At 56.9% G+C, this 20,569-nt stretch carries 10 protein-coding genes; 7 read left to right on the top strand and 3 right to left on the bottom strand.

Annotation, left to right across the window (positions count from 1 at the left end):
• Window positions 1-101: 101 nt before the first annotated feature.
• The gene (locus tag HB393_RS16545; RefSeq protein ID WP_213806300.1) at window positions 102-2,093 is read right to left on the bottom strand and encodes a CocE/NonD family hydrolase; all 1,992 of its coding nucleotides are present in this window, start codon (window positions 2,091-2,093) and stop codon (window positions 102-104) included.
• Window positions 2,094-2,595: 502 nt separating this feature from the next.
• On the opposite strand from HB393_RS16545, the gene HB393_RS16540 reads away from it, so the two are divergent.
• The 5 genes from HB393_RS16540 to HB393_RS16520 all read left to right on the top strand — a co-directional run bounded on the left by HB393_RS16540 (window position 2,596) and on the right by HB393_RS16520 (window position 14,173).
• Window positions 2,596-3,858, top strand: a complete 1,263-nt coding sequence (locus HB393_RS16540) for a DNA-binding transcriptional regulator (RefSeq protein ID WP_213806299.1) — start codon at window positions 2,596-2,598, stop codon at window positions 3,856-3,858.
• A 418-nt stretch (window positions 3,859-4,276) separates the two neighbouring features.
• Entirely contained in the window at window positions 4,277-5,911 is a 1,635-nt protein-coding gene (locus HB393_RS16535; RefSeq protein WP_213806298.1) for a hypothetical protein, read from the top strand.
• Window positions 5,912-6,076: 165 nt separating this feature from the next.
• Window positions 6,077-8,191 carry a hypothetical protein gene (locus tag HB393_RS16530; protein WP_213806297.1) on the top strand — a complete coding sequence of 705 codons (2,115 nt, stop codon included), beginning with the start codon at window positions 6,077-6,079 and terminating at the stop codon, window positions 8,189-8,191.
• A 102-nt stretch (window positions 8,192-8,293) separates the two neighbouring features.
• The gene (locus tag HB393_RS16525) at window positions 8,294-11,734 is read left to right on the top strand and encodes a carboxypeptidase regulatory-like domain-containing protein (protein ID WP_213806296.1); all 3,441 of its coding nucleotides are present in this window, start codon (window positions 8,294-8,296) and stop codon (window positions 11,732-11,734) included.
• A 105-nt stretch (window positions 11,735-11,839) separates the two neighbouring features.
• A complete protein-coding gene (locus HB393_RS16520; RefSeq protein WP_213806295.1) occupies window positions 11,840-14,173 on the top strand; it encodes a phospholipase C, phosphocholine-specific in 2,334 nt (777 codons plus the stop codon).
• Between the two features lie 155 nt (window positions 14,174-14,328).
• Here HB393_RS16520 and typA read toward each other — a convergent pair whose 3' ends face one another.
• Both typA and HB393_RS16510 read right to left on the bottom strand, forming a co-directional pair.
• Window positions 14,329-16,161, bottom strand: a complete 1,833-nt coding sequence (typA, locus tag HB393_RS16515) for a translational GTPase TypA (protein WP_213806294.1) — start codon at window positions 16,159-16,161, stop codon at window positions 14,329-14,331.
• A gap of 119 nt (window positions 16,162-16,280) precedes the next feature.
• Window positions 16,281-17,630 carry a zinc dependent phospholipase C family protein gene (locus HB393_RS16510; protein ID WP_213806293.1) on the bottom strand — a complete coding sequence of 450 codons (1,350 nt, stop codon included), beginning with the start codon at window positions 17,628-17,630 and terminating at the stop codon, window positions 16,281-16,283.
• Window positions 17,631-17,825: 195 nt separating this feature from the next.
• Here HB393_RS16510 and HB393_RS16505 point away from each other — a divergent pair, with 195 nt between their 5' ends.
• Complete coding sequence (locus HB393_RS16505; RefSeq protein WP_213806292.1) at window positions 17,826-18,458, top strand: cysteine dioxygenase family protein; 633 nt, start codon at window positions 17,826-17,828, stop codon at window positions 18,456-18,458.
• A 684-nt stretch (window positions 18,459-19,142) separates the two neighbouring features.
• Window positions 19,143-20,558: a circularly permuted type 2 ATP-grasp protein gene (locus HB393_RS16500; RefSeq protein ID WP_345945260.1), complete on the top strand. Its 1,416-nt coding sequence runs from the start codon at window positions 19,143-19,145 to the stop codon at window positions 20,556-20,558.
• Window positions 20,559-20,569 lie beyond the last annotated feature (11 nt).

The raw sequence follows: 20,569 nt of genomic DNA, 5'->3' as shown, positions 1-20,569 counted from the left end.
AGCCGATTTAAATAGTTTCACAGTGCTACTCGACATCCTCCGGTTGTAAAAATAGAAAGTCCTGCTTCTCGAGCTTGGCGTAGGGCCATCCAACTTGTTATTTAGTGTTTGACTACAGAGATCGTCAGCGTACTTGGATACTGGTTGTTGTGGTGAATGGCGGTGTGAGCGACGACGCCGGTGGTCTCGTCGTAGTTGTTTCCGCCGGTATTGAGGTTGCGGTCGAAGCGGGGAAAGTTTGAGCCTGCAACTTCGATACGGATGCGGTGTCCTGCGGCGAAGAGATTCGAGGTGTTCATCGGAGAAAGGGTGACCTTGTAGACCTTGTCCTTTTCTATCCAGACAGTCTTATTGTCGCCGTCACGGTAGCGCAGCCGTTGGATGGTCTCATCGAGGTTGTAGGCGGTGCCGTCCGGAAGCACGTCGATCACCTTGACGGTTACATCGGTGTCCTTCGCGTCGGACGAGACGTAGAGGGTGGCGGTCATAGGACCGCTCACCTCCATATCCTCTTTCAAAGCCTCTGAGGTGTAGACGAGGATGTCGGGCCGCTCTTCCATCTTGCGCTGATCGAGTGCTCCTCCATTCCCGGGAATGGTGTTGGCGGCGCAGCAGACGTTGCCGCCGTAGCTAGGAGTCGGGTGGAGTGGATCGTAGGTGAAAAAGTCTGCCATGTCGGGACTTGCTTTGGGTTTGGCCTTGGACGCCGGAGAGGCTGGGGAGAATACGAGTTGACCGTCACCATGCAGCGTATTGGCGTGACCACCGCTGGTGAGAGTAAGTGTGACGGGCTTCGCCCCCTCTGGAGGCCAGGACTGGGAGTGCTGCCACTTGTTGCTGCCCATCGTGTAGTAAGTGACCTTGGGTTGCTTCTGAAGAAAGCCATTCTCCTCACCTTTGAGGAAGTGATCGAACCAGGCGTAGGTGAGGGCATCGTAGTCCAGACGCGCGTCGCCCATGTCGCGCTCGCCGACGATGGTCTTTTCCGTGGCACGTTTGTACTGGCAGTGCAGGGTGGGTGCGATGACCGCGTACTGCTGATCCTTTGCCCCGCCTTTTGCGGTTGCGCGGACAAAGTTATAGGCAGCGAGGTTTGGTCCGGTCGAGACGTCGTACCAGGTCATGAACCAGAATCCCGGGACATTGATAGGTTGGGTGTCGGGCTGCCAGATTCCGCCTTTGCGCCAGACAGGGTCGTTTGGCGTGCGTTGGATCATGGCTCCGCCGGTGGTGTTATCCATCTTGTCCGCAAAGATGCCCTTGGGACCGTTTACGTTCGAGATAATCTCCTGCTCCGGCAGGTGTTCGAAGGCCTTCGCCCAGTCGATTGGTGGCATTTGCGGAGCCAGGTCGAACATCTTCGAGGCCTTGATGAGATCGGCTTGCGAGGTTTCTTTGGGGAAGCTGGGGCGAACCTGGTTCTGCTCGCCGTAGAGCCAGTCGATGAAGAGCATTTGCACCGCACCGCCGCGATACCAGTTTCCCTGCTCATTGTAGGGGCCGACCTTGCCGACGCCGGCACCGAAGCTCTGCGGAATGATGGTGGTCAGTGCCTTGTTCCCGAGCGACGCCGCGGCGAGTTGCCACTCCGCGGTAGAAGAGCAGCCGATGAGGCCGATCTTGCCTGAGGACCACGGCTGCGCTGCCATCCACGAAAACTGGTCGTCTGCGTCTGTAAGGGGCGCGCCAAGAATGTCGTAGTTGCCCTCTGAGAAAAAGTGGCCGCGCTCGTTCATCTCGACGAGGACGTAGCCGCGTTTCACGGCGTCAAGTTCCGCCGACATGTCGCGATAAGAGCCTGTGCGTACGTCCCAGAAGTTGAAGTTATAGGGTGTGCGGCTGAAGATAATGGGATATTTCTTTGAGGTGTCCTTGGGCCGGTACATATCTGCTGCCATCCGCACTCCGTCGCGCATGGGCACCATGATCTTGCGGTCGATGATCGCGATGGCTTCGAGCTGCTTCTCGATGTCTTCACGCTTTCCGCGCAGCGTTTCCATTTCAGCGGGGGAGAGGTTCTGGCGAGGTCCCTGAGCGAAGGTCGGAATGGCAGTGACACAGAGAAGTGCAACGGTAGGCAAGCGGAGCTGCATAGGTTAGGTTGTCCTAACTGAATATGATAGCAGTGCGGTACTTCACGCCACGAATCGGAATTCAGTACTAGTCGAATCTGCGGACGAGCATGAGGCCCGAGGTCCGGTGCCCGTATGGAGTCCAAGGTGTGTTGGACAGGCTTCTCTTTGGTCGTACTGCCGCGCCTTTGATGTGACGAACAGGCTCTGCTGAAGAACCTCCCTGTTAGGACTGGTTCTACCAATGGAATGAAATTAGGAAAGCATCGGTCTTCTCCCGGCTTGCAAGAAGAACTGCCCAACCACGGATAAGTTCCGTGATGAGCATTGCATCAGGGAATCAGTTCCGGAGGTGCTGCGGTGCCTGCTCATCTGGGTGAATAACTCATGGCAACATGGTGATTCACGGGAATTTCACAGCCACAGCGTAAATCTTTAATAGGTTGCGAAAACTCAAGTAAAACGATTGTGATAATTGCCCAGCGCTAGCAGCGTTGTTGGCAGTATGGCGCGATGCAATTCCATGCGGAGATTAAAGAAATTCGACACGCTTAATTCCTCGGTGGATTCGGCCCAGCAACAACGTAAAGTGCCTCCGCGCGTGGCGTTGATTGTGGAGACATCCACTCTCTTTGGGAGGAAGCTGCTCTTCGGGGTCGCACAATATATTCGCGAGAACGGGCCTTGGTCTGTTTACTTTACAGACCGCGCCGTGGAGCAGTCGCCTCCCGCCTGGCTCAAAACATGGCAGGGGGACGGCATCATCTCTCGCATCGCGTATCCAGAGGTCCATGATGTAATTCGTGACCGTGGAATTCCAATCGTCGATCTGAACGAGCAGCTACGGGGCCTAGGTGTTCCGTTGATCTCCAACGATCATGCCGCGGTGGGGAAACTTGCGGCAGAGCATCTCCTGGAGCGTGGTTTTCAGCAATTCGCTTTTATCGGGCATACCGGACATTCATGGTCTGATCGGAGAGGCGAGGTATTTTCGCGAACTGTTCAGGCGCACGGCTATCGCTGCGAGGTTTATCCGGGGCAGGGAAAGAGCTCCGATTCCTTGCGGGAGGCTGCATGGCAGACCGATCTGGATAGTATTGCGGCATGGGCGGCGACGTTGCCGAAGCCGGTTGGCATTATGGCATGTACGGATTTTCGGGCAGTGCAACTGCTCACTGCCTGCCGTCTGGCGGATATCGCAATTCCGGAGCAGGCTGCCGTGATCGGAGTCGGATCGGATGATGTGGCCTGCGCGCTCGCGGATCCGCCACTTTCGAGCGTGAACTTGAATGCGAGGCGCATGGGCTATGAGGCCGCGTCGCTGCTGGATACTCTGATGAACGGCGGCAGCGCGCCGGTCGACGAGTTGCTGATTCCACCACTAGACATTACGGTGCGACGCTCTACCGATGTAACTGCTATCTCCGACCCTTTGGTAGCGTCGGCGATACGGTTCATCCGCGAGCGCGTCAGCGACAGCATCAACGTAGAAGATGTATTGACCCACCTGGGTGTCTCACGAACTTCACTGCAGAATCGCTTCCGCGCAATATTCGAAAAGTCGATCCATGATGTGTTGATCGATACGAGACTGGCGAAGGTGAAAGAACTGCTTGCCGAGACGACATTGCCAATTGACGCCATCGCGGCGCGATGCGGTTTCCGTCATCCGGAGTACATGAGCAGCGCATTCAAGCTGCGTACAGGATGGACCCCTGGGAGCTATCGTCGGCAGCACGGGGTCACTTCAACAAATCATAGAGGCCGAAGCGCTCAGTCCCCATAGCAGTGGCGCTCACTCTCGATTCGGGAAGTATGAGAGGTAGAACGATGACAGTCTCATGAATTGTCGAAAACCTCAAAGGGTTTGTCCGAAACCTCATTGAAAGGTACTTTTCGACGGCCTAAAGTACACATCTATAGCCGTTTGGAAAAGAAAGAGACGCATTCCGTAGCTCCTGCAAAACTACTGAAAAACACAGTTTTCTAATGCCGCTTCGTCTTTGGCGAGGCCGTGGTTTCAATGCTGGGACTAAGCTTCCAGCGGTCCGCATACAGGTTGTCAACTACATCGCCCTAGCCAGGGCCTGGCGGAGCTATGCCTTCACCTGGCCTGAAGAACTCTCTAGCAACAAAGAAAAACTGCCGAAGCGGAAGACTGTCTGCGCGGCATCTGCAGCGATTTTTTGGAGGTCACACCCAGCATGCGAACGAAGGATATTCTTCTCGACCGAGCGGCACGCATCGGCACGTTTTTGACGGTGATTGCTGTTCTCCTGGGAGCTGTGCCGATGGCAAATGCCGCGGCAGGGAATAACAACATCAAGATTATTGCCTGGTATGGCGCGGGAAATCTGTCTAAGTCAGAGTATGGACGCGACACAATTATCCTATTCAATCCGACTCAGTTTCCTATCACGATGAATAACTGGTCGCTGCAGTCGGGGGGCGCATCCGGGTCGTTTACTGCCGTCTCCTATCTGCTTCCAGTCGCGACCATCCCGGCCGGCGGCTTTTACGCTATTGCAGGCAGCGGTCCGGACTATATATCGAGCGCTGGTTGTGTGAGTGACCACTGCAATCTGAACTATCCGTACGACTACCAGTTGAAGACCCTTGAAGGAACCGCCACGAACGTCGATAACGATCTGAGCAGCACGGCAGCCACTATAGCTCTGGTCGATAATCAGAGCCCCCTGGGAGACAATTGCCCCAAGACCTCGGCTCATTTGGTGGATCTGCTCGGCATCGGCGCTTCAGATGGCAGTTCGCCAGTAACTTGTTTTGCCGGAAGCAGCTATGCCTCCTACACGCCCAGCACGCTGAATGGCGTTGCCACCGACATCAACGGAGTCGTCTATGCCTATGCCACGGTTCGTAAGAACAGGTGCAGCGATACATTCGATAATGTAAACGACTTCACGCTTGCCTTCATCGACTTCGCCAATTCCAGAACAGGATCGCAGCCTTGCCCTTTGGGTAAGCAACTCTCTGTCAGTTCGAGCGCTACGCCGAACAATCCCGGCATCCAGGATCCCTTCACAATCACGGCAAACGTTGTGCCTGCAACAAATCCCAACAGCACAAATCTAAACGTGACTGCGGACCTCTCCAACCTGGGGCTCTCTGCAACTGCGCCGCTCTACGATGATGGTACGCATGGGGACCCTGTTGCGGGGGACCACACGTACACTCTTGCAACTGCTGCAGCCACTGGAACCGTTGGTACAGTCCCGGGTTTGATTGTGACTTCCACCGACACCCAGGGCGATATCGCGCGAAGTTTGATTCCACTTACGCTCGCGCCTGGGATCGTCGCTATGACCTCACCTACCACCAGCGGAACCGCCAAGGGGGGAGACGTGCTCACGTTTCCGATCACGATCAAGGGCATGCATGGTTACGGCGGCATCTTGAACATCACTTGCACCGGTTCGCCGAACGCCAATTCGCTGGGTGTTCCCATCAGCACGCAGTGCGTCTCTACTCCTCCCGAACTTACGCTTTCCAACAACGGTACGTCTACGCTATCGCTTGCGATAGCCACGGGAACTACCCACTCTGCCGGTCTCATTTCCCAGTCCCTGCCACTTGGCCTGACCGGCATTCTTTCTATCGGATTGCTGACCGTCGGAGTCTGGAGGCGCAAGCACTTGCCCTCGGTAGTTCTGCTGGCGTTAGTCACACCCCTGATGCTTAACACGACTGCCTGTGGCACGAATGCCGGACTTGGAAACACCTCCGCCGCACCAGGCACCTACACCTATGTCGTGACCGCAACGGATTCGAATATCTCCACCATAACCAACTCGCTTACCTTCACTATCACCGTGCAGTAGGCAGTTAGAACAAGTATGCGGCAGCCTGCTCGCAATCGTACGTCCACGTCTTCCGTGAGGCGATACAGGAAATAGAAATACACAACTGGGAACTTGGGGAAAGACGCAATGCAATGGAAGATGTGCTCGAACGATGTTCGTCTAGTAGCCATAGGATTGGCTGCAATGAACCTCGCTATGCTCGCCGGTTGTGGAGTTCCGCTTTCGACGCCTGCAACCAACTACAACACTCCCGTGACGCTGCAGGGGCAGGTCTTCGCGAGCCGCAACTACATGGCAGGCGCGATCGTGAAGGTCTATGAGACGCAGCCTAATGGGGTTGCGGCCAACGGAATCTATACCGGCACCGCGAAGCTGCTGACCACCGTGACGGCGAATACGACAGGCGGTTGGAGCACGACGGACCTCAGTTGTTCCAGTCCGGATCAGATTTATGTGACGGCAGAGGCCGGCGTGCCGTATCCTTCAGGGCAAAACTCCACCAGCCTGGCAAACAATCCGAACTCGCTGATGATGACTGCCATTGGAGACTGCTCGATTCTCAGTTCAGCGACGAACACGAACAACATTACGTCGATCGTGACGAATGAAGCTTCGACCGTTGCGGCGGTTTGGGCGCTGCGAAACTTTATCAGCCTGAACGGCACGACAGTAAACATAACTAGTTCTGCTACTAATTACGGTGGCACGAACGGTGTGGGCACGCCGACGAACTTTGCCGGTCTGGCGCATGCGTTCCTTAACGCGAACAATCTGTCGCCGTACAAGATCGGCAACTTTCAGCAATACACCAGTGGCGCTGCAACTGGAGCCAATGGTGGTCTGGTTCCGGTGCAAGAGTTGAACTCCCTGGCCTATGCGCAGTATCTATGCACCATCGGCAGCGATGGAACCACGTCAGGCAACTTCAGTTACTGCACTACGCTGTATCGATTGGCGACGCCTCCCGACGGGACAGTGCCCACCAACTCATTGCAGGCGCTGCTCAATATCGCCAGAAATCCGGCGAACAATGCGATCGACATCCTGAACTTCACGTTAACGCCGATTCCACTCTCCGGCCAAAAGGGATCGCAGCAGATCAATGCGGGCGTATACGTTCCCGCTCTTACAGACTTTGGTACTTTGACGAAGGACTGGAGCGTGGCGATCTACTACCTGCCGGGATATGGAGCGACCTCCAACGGACAGGGATCCTCGGTTCCAGAGTATGTCACCATCGACGCTAACGATGATGTGTACTTCTCTAACCCAAATGCCTCCAGCAGCAGTACTGCCGGCAACATCGTCGCGCTGACCAGCTCTGGCCAAAGCCTGTGGACATCCGCCACCGACACGACCAAGTTGCTACAACCACGCGCTATTGCAGCCGATGCATCGGGGAACATCTGGGTGGTTGCCGGAGGCACTACTGCCGCAACTGCCTTTGTGCAGCAGACGAGTGCGGCCACAGGCGCTACCGTCCGGCAATATCCCTCCACATCCAACACGCTCTATGGAGTAGCGGTCGACTCGCTGGGCAATGTCTGGTACGACTCCAATACGACTACAGGCCAGAACCTGCATGAGCTGCTACGCAACGGATCGGCCTACACGGAAGCGACCTTCGCAGCTCCACCCAGTTCGCCAACGTATCAACTGTTGCAAATTCGTCCGGATAGCAACAATAACATCTGGATCGCCGGCTATAACACGACAAAGGCGGCGACCGTCTACTTCCCTAACACCGGGACAGCAACCGCTCCTACTTACGCAACAGCCCTAATGTTTGCCTCATTGCCTGGCGCTTCCTCAACCTATGGCATGACGACCGATGCGGCTGGCAACGCCTATGCAGTGACGAACGGCGCCAGCGGCGGAATCTTTAAGACGACCGTCACCGGTACTGGAAAAGCCGCTGTGCTAACCCCAACCAAAGTGGCAGCGAATCCGGCTGCGGCCTCGCGCTTTATGGATATCGACGGTGCAGGTTCCATCTGGTATATGGATGGCACCACTGGCACAAACCTTTACCAGTATCTTCCCTCGAACGGTACGACGAACTCCTACTATCCCTGCTACAACGCGGGTACGAGCACTGGTACCGGTACAGCCACCAGCACGGTACAAACTTGCACCACTGGCATAAGCACAAGGATGGACCTGGCGGTCGACTCCACTGGATCGATCTGGGTAGCGAGCTACGGTAACTCCGGCGGCGGGCGCATGGTACAGATTCTCGGGTTGGCAGCTCCCACGGTTCCATTGAAGTCTCTTGGCAAGCCGGGCGTGATGCCGTAAGGCAGCGTTGCAGGCGGCTCTTAGATTCTCAAACCACTAAAGCGGTGTCGCATTCCCAACACCCGGACAGTATTGCGTTGATCTTTGGAGGTCACACCCGACATGCGATTCAAGAAACTAATCCCCTTGGCACTGATGCTCTTCGCGCTGTGTGTTGGAAGGATGTACGGCCAATTCGAGACCGCTTCGCTCGTTGGCAGGATCACGGACTCCACCGGTGCGCTGGTGGTCGGCGCAAAGGTGACCGTAACCAATGTCGCCACCAATGTCGCCATCAGTCGCGTGACGGACAAGGCGGGCGTGTACTTAGTACCCGCGCTGCCCGCAGGTGTGTATCGCGTGGTAGCCAACATGAGCGGCTTCAATGATGCCATTACTGAGAATGTGCATCTTCTGGTCGGCACCAATCAGAACGTCAACCTGATCATGACCATTGGTAACTCTGAGACGGTAACAGTAGAAGCAAGCCAACTGGGACTCGAAACCGAGACGAGTCAAAAACAGCAGGTTGTAACCGATGAAGCGATCGAAGCATTTCCACTGCTGAATATGAACTATAGCGATCTGTTGACACTCGCCACGGGCGTGACGCAAGACGCTGCTGGACAAGACCTGGGAACGAGTAGCGTGGTCCGCGAGGGCTCATTCAACATCAACGGCCAGCGGTCGACCTATAACAACTTTCTGCTGGACGGTATGGACAACAATGCGCACGGCACGTCCAACCAGGGCTTCTCCAATCAGGTAATCAACCCATCACAGTACAGCCTCTCGCAGTTTTCGATTGTTACCACGCTGCCGGCAGCTGAGTATGGCCGCTCGGCGGGCGGCACCATCAATGTGGCGTTCAAGCACGGCTCTAACAGTATTCACGGCATGGTGTACGAATCGTTGCGTAACACCATCGCCAACTCCAACGGCTTCTTCAGAGCAGCCAGCAACTCAGGCGCCTCGAACAGAACGACCTTGGTTCGCAACCAGTTCGGTGGCAATGTAGGCGGCCCGATCATGCGAGACCGGTTCTTTTATTTTATCGACTACGAGGGTCTGCGCCAGGTACGTCAGGTGGTAAACCAAGCCAACATCTTCAAGCTAAGTGACCACCAGTTGATCGCCTCGCCCAATGCGACAGCGAATACAACCGCAGTGCTTAACCCGTTCACTGGGGAGACCTATCCCGCGGATCGCCCTCTGCCACGCTCTGTGCTCTCGCCTATCGCGCTGGCGATTCTCGATTCGTTTCCATTGCCCAACAATAACGGCGCAGGCACAACCTCCATCTCCAGCAACTGGTCAGCACTGCAGCGCTTCATCAACAGCTATGACAAGGAAGACGCCCGCATCGATGCCCAATGGACGCCGCGCATGTCCACCTTCCTGCGCTTGAGCCAGTCCAAGGAGCACGATCTGGACGGCCCCATCCTGCCCTCGCCGATCTCCGGAGGAAACGGCTACTTCCGCACTATCAACCAGCAGGCGGCGCTCGGTCTAACTCGCCAGATCGGAGCTACGCAGTTACTGGAGGCACGTCTCGGAGCTTCCTTCACCAAAGGCGGGAAGCTGCCTTACACACTCGGCGATCCGCGCACCTTTGGCATCCCGGGAACACCGACCGATCCAGCCGTGGCTGGCGGTCTGGTCACTCTAGGGCTCAGTGGATACACCGGCATAGGCCGCCAGGCGACAAATCCGCAGTGGCAGTATCCCTTCTTTCTGAACTCAAAGCTGAGCTACTCCTGGCTTTTTGGCCATCACAACTTCAAAACCGGATACGAGTTTTCGTACCTGCGTCAGACCGTACAGGACGTGAATCCCATCGATGGCGATATGGAGTTTCAAAGCTCCTTCACTGGCTACACCATCAGTGACTTCCTCTTCGGGGTACCGAATGAGGTCGACCTGACAACTTATTTTGTCGCTCACATCCGTCAAGGAGGTCACTCGGCTTTTATCCAGGACGACTGGAAGATACTGCCAAGGCTGACTCTGAACATCGGTGTGCGCTACGAGTATGCTTCTCATTTCTATGAGAAGGATGGCCGACTGACGAACTTCGACCCAAACACTACTCCATATACGGGACAACTGTTGCGCGCAAGTTCCTCCGGCTCGGCCTATCAAAAGCAGCTTATCGATCCCGACTTGAATGACTTCATGCCACGCTTCGGATTCGCACTGTCACCAAACCAGAAGCTCGTGATCCACGGTGGCTACGGTATCGGATATATGCACTACACCCGCTCCGGTGAGGTGGACAATCTGTCCATCAATGGCCCGCAGGTAAACGCGGCTGTCTACAATCAGGTGCCCAAGTTTTTCAAGACCGCCAACGTCAAAACATCGCCGACCTTTTTCTCTCTGGATCAGGGTTTCCCCCAGGGAATGGCCTCTCCGGCGAACTTCAATCTCTTTACTTCCACGGTGAAGTGGGTGCCGCGAAACTTCCGCGATCCATACGTGCAAAGCTGGTACGCAGGCTTTCAGGCCAGCGTGGGCAGGAATCGTGTCGTCGATATCGCGTATGTTGGCAACCATGGTGTGAAGCTGCAGGAGGTCGGAACCTATAACCAGCGCGACCCTGCACTGGGTAACGACCCAGTGACGGGATACTTCAGGCGTCCGTACAGCAACATCGGCGATGTGACGGAGACCTTCAACGGTGGAATGAGCAACTATAACGGGCTGCAGGCGCGCTTCGAACAGAAAAGCTTCTACGGTATTTGGCTCCTCAATGCTTTTACCTGGTCACGCGACTTCGGCAACGTGAGCGATTCACTCACTGCCTCACGCGGCTTCTCCGGCAGCCCGCAGGACTTCTACAACCTGCACAACGACTACGGTCCGTTGCAGTACGACACCCCGATTATCAACAATACCGCTCTGATCTGGACGCTTCCCCTCGGTCGTGGCAGGATGTTCCTGCGCAATTCGGGGTCCGTGGTGAACAACGTATTGGGTGGCTGGAAGATTACCGCTTACAACCAATTCCACTCGGGTCCAGCACTCACACCCAACTTCACTCCATCGGGATTTCAGCAGTTGTCCAACTCCGGCGGCGTCCAGTACCGTCCATTCTTTGGAGTGGACACGTCGGGCAGCATCACAGGTGTGCCCGGTACATCACTGCGTCAATTCGCCGTCAAGCGGTTGCATGTGCCGGGCCACCCGGAGCAGGCATTCTGCGACTCGGTGTACTCCAGCCCGACCCAGGCTGCATACAACGGTTGCGTCCTGGGCTTTGCAACTACCAACCCATCGCCGACGGCGACCAGCGGTGCGGGCTCCAGCGCGGATCCACGCGGTAACGTGCCCAACGGCCTGCTACGCGGAGACTCCTATGACCAACTGGATGCAGGGATAAACAAGACCTTCGACCTGCCCGAGGGGATGCATTTGGAGTTTCGTGGGCAGTTCTACAACGTGCTGAACAAGACTAACTTCACTCCGCCGGGAATGACTTGCTGCTCCACCTCCTTCGGGCGTATTACCAGCACGTACGGTCCGGGTCGCATCGGTCAGATTCAGGCTCGCCTGATGTTTTGAACTGACGATTTGTGTAATCTCGTTCTTTTATGTAGGCAAGTTGGTACTGGTACTCACCGAGAGCTCCAGTTGTATATAGAGATGGTTCCCAGAAGGAGGAGAAGGATGCAGACGAGACGCGATTTTCTGAAGAAGGCGGCGATGTTGAGCGGTCTGGCCGGGGCTTCGGGCATTATCCCGGAGTCGGTACAACGCGCCTTTGCCATTGCGCCTGCGCCTGATTCCACGTATCTGGATGCTGAGCACATCGTCATCATGATGCAGGAGAATCGCTCCTTCGATCACACTTTGGGAACGCTACGGGGTGTGCGGGGCTTCAATGACCCTCGCGCCATCCGGCAGGCCAACGGCAATAGCATCTTCCTGCAAACAAGCATGGCAGGCGAGACCTACGCGCCGTTCCGGCTGGATATCAAGGATACGAAGGCGACGTGGATGGGCTCCATCCCACACTCGCGCCATACGCAGGTCGACGCCTGGAATTATGGCAATCATAATGGCTGGATCGACGCCAAGCGTCCGCACAACGCCGAGTACGCCCATGTGCCACTGACGATGGGTCACTACACACGCGAGGATCTTCCCTTTCATTATGCGTTGGCCGATGCCTTCACCGTCTGCGACCAGCACTATTGCGGCGCGATGACCAGCACCACTCCCAACCGCAGCATCTTCATGACCGGGACAGTGCGCGACCAGCAGAGTGTGGACTCCAAGGTCTTCATGCGTAACGACCAGCTCGCCGTGGGTGGCATGACCTGGAAGACCTTTCCCGAGCGATTGCAGGAGGCAGGAATCGATTGGAAGTTCTACCAGAATGAACTGACTCACAGCGCAGGCATGTCGCCGGAGGAGCACAAGTGGCTCTCGAACTTCGGCTGCAACGTGCTGGAGATGTTCGGCGCATACCACAAGGAGACCGCCAACTCCGATCTGCAGAAGCGGGCCTTTGTGACCAATGTGGCCGACAAGGATTACCGCAGCCTCGACATGCTTCACTTTGAGAACGATGGCAAAAAGATCCAAATGAAGGTGCCAAAGGGTGACGTGCTGCACCAATTCCGTCACGATGTGGACAACGGTAAGCTTCCAACCGTCTCATGGCTCGCCCCACCGGAGAAGTTCTCCGACCATCCCACCTCGCCGTGGTTTGGCGGATGGTGGGTCTCGGAGATCGTCGACATCCTGACGAAGAACCCGGAGGTATGGAAGAAGACTATCTTCATCTACACCTACGACGAGAACGATGGCTACTTCGACCATGCGCCGTCATTCGTGGCCACTGACCCGAAGAATCGCGCGACAGGGCGTGCCTCGGCCGGGATCGACACAGGTCTGGAGTACACGTACGTTCAGGACGAACTGCGGCAAGGCGTTGCCCCGCAAGAGGCGCGCAGTGGACCGATTGGCTTGGGCTATCGAGTCCCGCTCATCATCGCTTCGCCGTGGACGCGTGGCGGATGGGTCAACTCGCAGCTCTTCGAGCACAGCTCCACATTGCAATTTCTCGAGACCTTCATCGGTCAGAAGTACGGGAAGCAGGTGCACGAGGCCAACATCAGTCCATGGCGCCGCACGGTCTCGGGCGATCTCACCTCTGCCTTCCGGCCGTACAGCGGCGAAAAGGCCGAGCTGCCATTTCTGGAGCGCGACAAGTTTCTTGAGACAATCCAACTAGCGAAAGACAAGGAGCTTCCTTCCAACTTCAAGAATCTGAGTCGGGAAGAGATCTCACAGGTAAACGCCGATCCACGAAGGTCGCCGCTGCTCTCGAAGCAGGAGAAGGGTATCCGTCCCTCGAACGCTCTGCCGTATGAGTTGTATGCTGACGGTGTCGCGACAGACAACAGCTTCGAACTGCACTTGACGGCGGCCAATACCGTGCACGGTGCAAAGTCAGCGGGTTCGCCCTTCAACGTCTATCTGCGTAATGTGCATATGGAGAGCGGAGCAAAAAAATACGCTGGCGATACGTCGAACATGTTAGCCGCTACCTATACGGTGAAGGCGGGCGATATACTGCGGCAGGCATTCCCAATGGCTCTCTTCGCCGATGGCAGATATGACATCGATGTGGTGGCTCCCAACGGTTTCTACCGTTCTTTCCGAGGCGTTTCCACACCAAACAGCCTCATGGTGCACACCACCTATGAGAGTAAGGGCTTCTCGCTAACCGGCAACATCGAGGTGAAGCTACGAAACACTACCAAGGCGCCCATCACGGTGGAGGTAAGCGACAACTCTTATAAAACCAGCAAGAAGACCGTGCAGATCGCTGCCGCTACCGAGATGTCCGTGGTGCTGGACCTCTCGAAGCAATACGGATGGTACGACTTTACGGTCAAGCAGCGAAATTCGGACGGCGAGTCGCACTACGCAGGCCGCGTGGAGACAAGCCGTTCCAGCTATAGCGATCCGCTGATGGGCGATATGCTCTGAGGCGCCCTACCTTGTCGCTGGATCTGTACTGGAGTGACCCTACTCTGAGCCAGAATAGAGTTTCATTTATAGACCTGAGTGCTCTATACAGGGAAATGAAAACGGCTGGCGATCTTTGAGATCGGCCAGCCGTTTTTTTGTTGCGTGGAAGGAGATTACTCGAGGGTGGAACCACCGCGGGTGCCCTTGGGGCGGCGGTTGGCCTGGAGGATCTTCTTGCGCATGCGGAGCGACTTCGGGGTGACCTCTACGAGTTCGTCGTCGGCGATGAACTCGATGGACTGCTCGAGGGTGAGTTGTTTGTAGGGGACGAGGCGGAGGGCGTCGTCGGAGCCGGAGGCGCGCATGTTGGTGAGCTTCTTCTCGCGGACGCAGTTGACGTCGAGATCGTTGTCGCGGGAGTGCTCGCCGATGATCATGCCTTCGTAGACCTCAGAGCCGTCGCCGATGAAGAGGATGCCGCGATCCTGGATGCCGTCGAGGGCATAGGTCGTGGTGACGCCCTGGCGGTCGGAGATGAGAGCTCCGGAGGGACGCTGCGGGATCTCGCCCTGGTAGGGGATGTACTCGCCGGCGATGGAGTTCATGACGATGGTTCCGCGGGTTTCGGTGAGCATCTCGTTGCGCAGACCGATGAGGCCGCGGGAGGGGACCTTGAACTCCATACGGACGCGGCCTGAGCCGTGGTTGGCCATCTTGATCATCTCGCCCTTTCTGGGCCCGAGGCGCTCGATGACAGTTCCGACAAAGTTGTCGGGGATGTCGATGGTGAGGAGCTCGGAGGGCTCCATGAGCTCACCATCGATGCGCTTGGTGACGATGGTGGGACGGGAGACCATGAGCTCGAAGCCTTCGCGGCGCATCATTTCCATGAGCACGGAGAGCTGAAGTTCGCCACGGCCGAGGACTTTGAAGGTCTCGGGGGAGCCGGTGTCTTCGACGCGGATCGAGACGTTGGTGAGCAGCTCTCTGTCGAGGCGTTCCTTGATGTTGCGCGAGGTGACGAGCTTGCCTTCCTTGCCGGCGAAGGGCGAGTTGTTCACCGAAAAATTGATGGCAATGGTGGGCTCGTCGATCTTGATCAGAGGAAGGGGCTTGGGGTTCTCGAGGGCGCAGAAGCTCTCGCCGATGGTGATGCCGGGGATGCCGGCGATGGCGACGATGTCACCGACCGCGGTCTCTACGGTGTCTTCGCGCTTGAGGCCGTTGAAGGTGAAGAGCTTGGTGACCTTGACGGCTTGCAGGGAGCCGTCGACGCGGGAGAGGTTCACTTCCTGACCGATCTTAAGCGTTCCGTTGAAGACACGGGCGATGGCGAGGCGTCCGAGGTAGTCGGAGTAGTCGAGATTAGTGACGAGCACCTGAAGGTCGCCATCAGCGGTGCCGGGGGCGGCGGGGATGGTCTTGAAGATGAGCTCGAAGAGGGGCTGGAGGTCGGTGCCGGGGATCGCGAGATCCATGGTGGCGGTTCCGGCCTTGCCGTTGGTGTAGATGACGGGGAAGTCGAGCACGGACTCGTCTGCGTCCAGGTCGATGAAGAGGTCGTAGACCTCGTTCAGGACTTCCTGGGGACGGGCGTCGGGACGGTCGATCTTGTTGACGACGACGATGGGCGTCAGCTTGGCCTCGAGGGCCTTGGAGAGGACGTAGCGGGTCTGGGGCAGGGGGCCTTCGGAGGCGTCGACGAGGAGGACTACACCGTCGACCATCTTCAGGGCGCGTTCTACTTCTCCGCCGAAGTCGGCGTGGCCCGGGGTGTCGACGATGTTGATCTTGGAGTCGTGGTACTGGATCGCGGTGTTCTTCGCGAGAATAGTGATACCACGCTCTTTTTCGAGGTCGTTGGAGTCCATGACGCGCTCGGCAACAGCTTCGTTGGATCGGAAGGTGCCGGACTGGCGAAGCATGGCGTCTACGAGGGTGGTTTTGCCGTGGTCGACGTGGGCGATGATCGCGATGTTGCGGATGGCTTGCGTGGGGTTACTCACTTCGGGTGTACGTCCTGTTCTGTATGTTTGGGCTGGGCGCTCAAGGTGGCGCGAGGGGATGAAAAGCGCGTCACCTTTAGTTTAGCTCACGCGCGTAGATTACGCGTAGTCAGAACGCTTTAGTACAGCGGCGTGGGAGCGAGTTCGGCGACGCTGGCAGGGACGCGAGCGGGCCTGGGAAGGGCGTCGAAGAGGGCTAGATTGGCCTGAAGGCGCTTCCAGTCCTTAGGCTTCTTGACGTACCAGGCGGGCTCTTGCCGCACAGAATAAAAGTCGATGAAACTTTGGTAGACGTCCGGGGTCATGGGGACTTTTGAGTCATGCATCAGGGTATCGAGGAGGCTGGCGTAGCTCAGGTCGGCGAGGTGGTATTCGCCGAACTGCGAGGGTTTACCGGTATCGAGGTCGATTTCGGGCAGGTCGGGGGCCTTCTGGAGCTGGCTTGTGGGGGTCTGGGTCGGAGTGGGGGCTTCCACGCTGGCGAGGTAGAGGTTGAGGCGGTCTACGGTGCTGTTGATGCTCTTGAGGTAGACGTCCTGCTCGTCGGCGTTGGGGATCTTGAGACTGAAGACCTTGAGGGGGCCGATCTTGGGCAGGATTCGGATGAAGAAGGCCAGGACGCGGGAGCCGATGCCGGGGTGGGCATACTGTTTCCCATATTGCTTCTCGAACTCGGTGCGCTTGAGGCGGTAGACGAACTTCTTGTGGTCGAATCCGGGGTTTTCCTTCTCGATCTGGTCTTTATAGCTCACCAGGGCTACGGTCGTGATCTTGGGGATGAGGCTGCTGACGGCGCGGCGGTAGCTGGAGATGGCGAGGTCTTCGTGTTTCATGATGGAGTCGACGCGGATACCGTAGGTCTCCTGGAAGGCGCGTTCGAGGAGATCCTTGGAGACTTGGAAGCCGATGAAGTCGCGGTAGTTCTCCTGGGAGTAGCGACCGTGGGCGACCTGGACGACGTCGAAGCCGAACTCGGTGCGGAGGTGGGCGACTTTGTCCTGGTCGTAGGTGACGGAGCGGCCGAAGCGGCGGCGGAGCTTGGGATACTCGTCGGCGGTGACCTGATTGACGGCGGGATGGCCTACGACGTCTCCGCAGTAGTGGGCGAGGGCTCCGAGGGCGAAGGCGTACTCGTTGGCGTCGTTGGACTCGCGGATGAGGTTGGAGACGAAGTCGCCGGTGCGGACGTAGTGGAGGATATCGGAGAATTCATGGCTGCCGAAGGGGTAGTAGCCGATGTCCTGGATGACCGAGCCGCCGTAGGCGTAGGCGTGAGCGGTGCGAACTTCATCGTCCGTGAGGGTGGGGAAGCGGGCGCGGAGGAGAGGGACGATGTGCGGCAGCCAAGCCATATCGACGACCTCTTCGTGGGAGAGGACGGAGTAGGCTCCAGCGGGAGACGGAAAGAGGAGCAGCAGGAGGAGAAGGATTCCGGTCGCGCTGCGAACGTTGCTGGAGAAGACTTTCATGAGAGAGCTGCTTACCTTTTCTGTCTTTCCTGCTGTTCGGGTGGCGATGTTAATTTGTCGTTGGAGGGCGCTGTATAGAAAGACGGCAATTTGAAGGATATAGATGCCGGCGTGAGAAGATTAAGCATGCGGCTGGGTTGGGTGCCGCCTCAATACTGAGCAAAAACGGGCAAAACTTACAGAGGAGACGATGGCATGTCTGACGATTCGATGACTGTACTCGATACGCATCCGTTGCACACCTCGGTGGGAGACTTCGTTCAGGGGCTCAAAGAACTGGAGCGAGATTACATTACCAAGGACCGCATCGCCGAGTATATGGCGGCGACTCCGCTGCGGGCTGAGGCGTTGAAGGACTATGTTTGGTGGCGGGACAGCCTGTATACGCGGAACCTGATCTATCGCGATGAGCTGTTCGAGGTGATGACGATCTGCTGGTCGCCGGGGCAGAGGACCGCGATTCATACGCATAACGGTCAGCTTGGCTGGATGACGGTGGCGCAGGGTGAGGTGCGGACGCATGAGTTTCACCACACGAGCTGTAATGCTCCGGAGAATCAGAATGTCGTCAATATCGATTGCCTGGGCGGGGCGACGGAGCTGCAGATCGATAAGGTGGGAACGGTGGTGTGTGCGGAGGGCTCCGGGATGGTGACGGTGGATAAGCTACAGACCATTCACCAGATTGAGAATGCCGGGAGTACAGGGTGTGTGAGCCTGCATGTTTACTCCAAGCCTTTCGATAGTTGTATCGCCTTCGATCTGGAGAAGCAGCGGTGCTACCGGCGGCAGTTGAGCTACTTCAGTAAGGATGGCAGGCGGGTTTAGCACCCCCCTCCCCCCCCTTTTGGGGCCAAATTCTTCATTTCAATCTTTTTAGGCTTGGACTTTTTGTGGCCTCTTCCTGGTTAGTAAAGAACTTTATGCTCGTCCGCTCTGGGCGGATTTAATGCTTCTAGTTCTATTTTAGTGATTCGATCGTAACTAAAGTGCCAGTTGGATCTTTCTGATTTTTATGGGTTTAGGTGGTTTTGGGGCTTGACAGGGGTTTTTGCTGGGTATTTTGTGGGTTTGGTTTGTAAGTTGTTGGGTGTGAGGGGTAAGTGATGGTCTACTTCCCACCCTTCGCTAGAGACAAAGGCGCGAAGGACGGGGCACCCGTGCTGTTTGGGTTGGGGAAGAGAGTAGACAACGACGTTGTTGGGGGAAGAGAGCAGACGGCGGCGTTTGGGTGGGTGAGGGTTTTGGTTCCTGGGGCGGTTTGGGTTAGGGAAGGAAGGCGGTCGCGCTTCGCACGATACCCCACCCTATTTGCGATGAGACTGCAAAAAGGATGGGGCACCCGCTTTTGTGGTGGGTTTTGGGTTGGGTGAAATTGGTTTTATGGGGTGGTTTTCTTTTTGTGGGTTGAGAAGTTAGTTTGGTTGGTGGGAGATGTCTCGCTATACTCAAAGTTCCTCCATGCAAACAGCCCAGGCAAAACAGTTCGAGAGTCAGGTGATGAAGCACTACCTGCTGGATCATGCCTATGACGAGATGTTTTCCGGGCCTGGGGTTCTGCATCCGCACTATGAGTTGTTGCTGGAGCACTTTTCTTCCTTGCCGGCCAACGAGTTGCAGCGGCGGAAGCAGGCGGCGGATCTTAGCTTTCTGAGCCAGGGCATCACGTTTACGGTGTATGGCCGGGAGGAGGGCACGGAGAAGATCTTTCCGTATGACCTGCTGCCGCGCATCATCACGAGCGAGGAGTGGGCGACGGTGGAGCGGGGGCTGACGCAGCGGATTACCGCGTTGAACCTCTTTTTGAAAGATATTTATAACGAGGGACGGATTCTGGATGACGGGATCGTGCCGCGCGAGGTGGTCTATAGCTGCAAGCAGTTTCGCAGGCAGATGCAGGGTTTGCAGGTGCCTCGGAACGTGTATATCGCTGTGTGCGGGACCGATCTGATCCGGTTGCAGAACGGCGAGTTTGTGGTGTTGGAGGATAATCTGCGGGTGCCGAGCGGCGTGAGCTATATGCTGACGAACCGGCGGATTATGAAGCGGACGTTTCCGCAGTTGTTCCACCAGTACAACGTGAGGCCGATCGAACAGTACACGCAGTTGCTGCTGGGGACGCTGCGGTCGCTGGCGCCGGAGGGACGTCCGGAGCCGAATATCGTGCTGTTGTCGCCGGGTGTGTTCAATTCGGCTTACTTCGAGCATGCGTATCTGGCGCGGCAGATGGGGATTGAACTGGTCGAGGGCCGCGACCTGGTGACGCATGACAACGTCGTGTACATGCGGACGACGAATGGGCTGCGGCGGGTGGATGTGATCTACCGGCGTGTGGATGACGACTTTATCGATCCGCTGGCGTTTCGCGGGGATTCGATTCTGGGTGTGGCTGGTTTGTTCAACGCGTACCGGGCGGGGAATGTCACGCTGGCGAATGCGTTTGGAACAGGTGTGGCGGACGACAAGGCTTTGTATGCGTACGTGCCGGAGATTATCAAGTACTACCTGAGCGAAGAGGCGGTGCTGAAGAACGTCGATACGTTCCTGTTGACGAGGCCCAAGGAGCGGCAGCATGTGCTGCAGAATCTCGACAAGCTGGTGGTGAAGGCGGTGGGCGAGAGCGGCGGCTATGGGATGCTGATTGGGCCGCAGTCGACGGCGGCGGAGCGGGAGGAGTTTGCGAGAAAGATCGAGGCCGATCCGCGAGGCTATATCGCGCAGCCTACGATCTCGTTCTCGCGTGCGCCTTGTCTGATTGGAGATGAGCTGGAGCCTCGGCATGTGGATCTGCGGCCCTATGTGCTCTATGGGGATAAGGTGACGATTGTGCCGGGTGGACTGACGCGCGTGGCGTTGAAGCAGGGGTCGCTGGTGGTGAATTCGTCGCAGGGTGGCGGAAGTAAAGATACATGGGTGTTGAGCCAGTGATAGGGGGCAAC

This window comes from Granulicella sp. dw_53 (assembly GCF_018449545.1).
GTDB lineage: Bacteria > Acidobacteriota > Terriglobia > Terriglobales > Acidobacteriaceae > Edaphobacter.
This window is presented reverse-complemented; position numbering and strand designations above follow the sequence as displayed.

Excerpts from the sequence above, each read along its gene's own strand:
- HB393_RS16545 (WP_213806300.1), bottom strand. The coding sequence starts at position 2,093 with ATGCAGCTCCGCTTGCCTACCGTTGCACTTCTCTGTGTCACTGCCATT.
- HB393_RS16540 (WP_213806299.1), top strand. The coding sequence starts at position 2,596 with ATGCGGAGATTAAAGAAATTCGACACGCTTAATTCCTCGGTGGATTCG.
- HB393_RS16535 (WP_213806298.1), top strand. The coding sequence starts at position 4,277 with ATGCGAACGAAGGATATTCTTCTCGACCGAGCGGCACGCATCGGCACG.
- HB393_RS16530 (WP_213806297.1), top strand. The coding sequence starts at position 6,077 with ATGAACCTCGCTATGCTCGCCGGTTGTGGAGTTCCGCTTTCGACGCCT.
- HB393_RS16525 (WP_213806296.1), top strand. The coding sequence starts at position 8,294 with ATGCGATTCAAGAAACTAATCCCCTTGGCACTGATGCTCTTCGCGCTG.
- HB393_RS16520 (WP_213806295.1), top strand. The coding sequence starts at position 11,840 with ATGCAGACGAGACGCGATTTTCTGAAGAAGGCGGCGATGTTGAGCGGT.
- HB393_RS16510 (WP_213806293.1), bottom strand. The coding sequence starts at position 17,630 with ATGAAAGTCTTCTCCAGCAACGTTCGCAGCGCGACCGGAATCCTTCTC.
- HB393_RS16505 (WP_213806292.1), top strand. The coding sequence starts at position 17,826 with ATGTCTGACGATTCGATGACTGTACTCGATACGCATCCGTTGCACACC.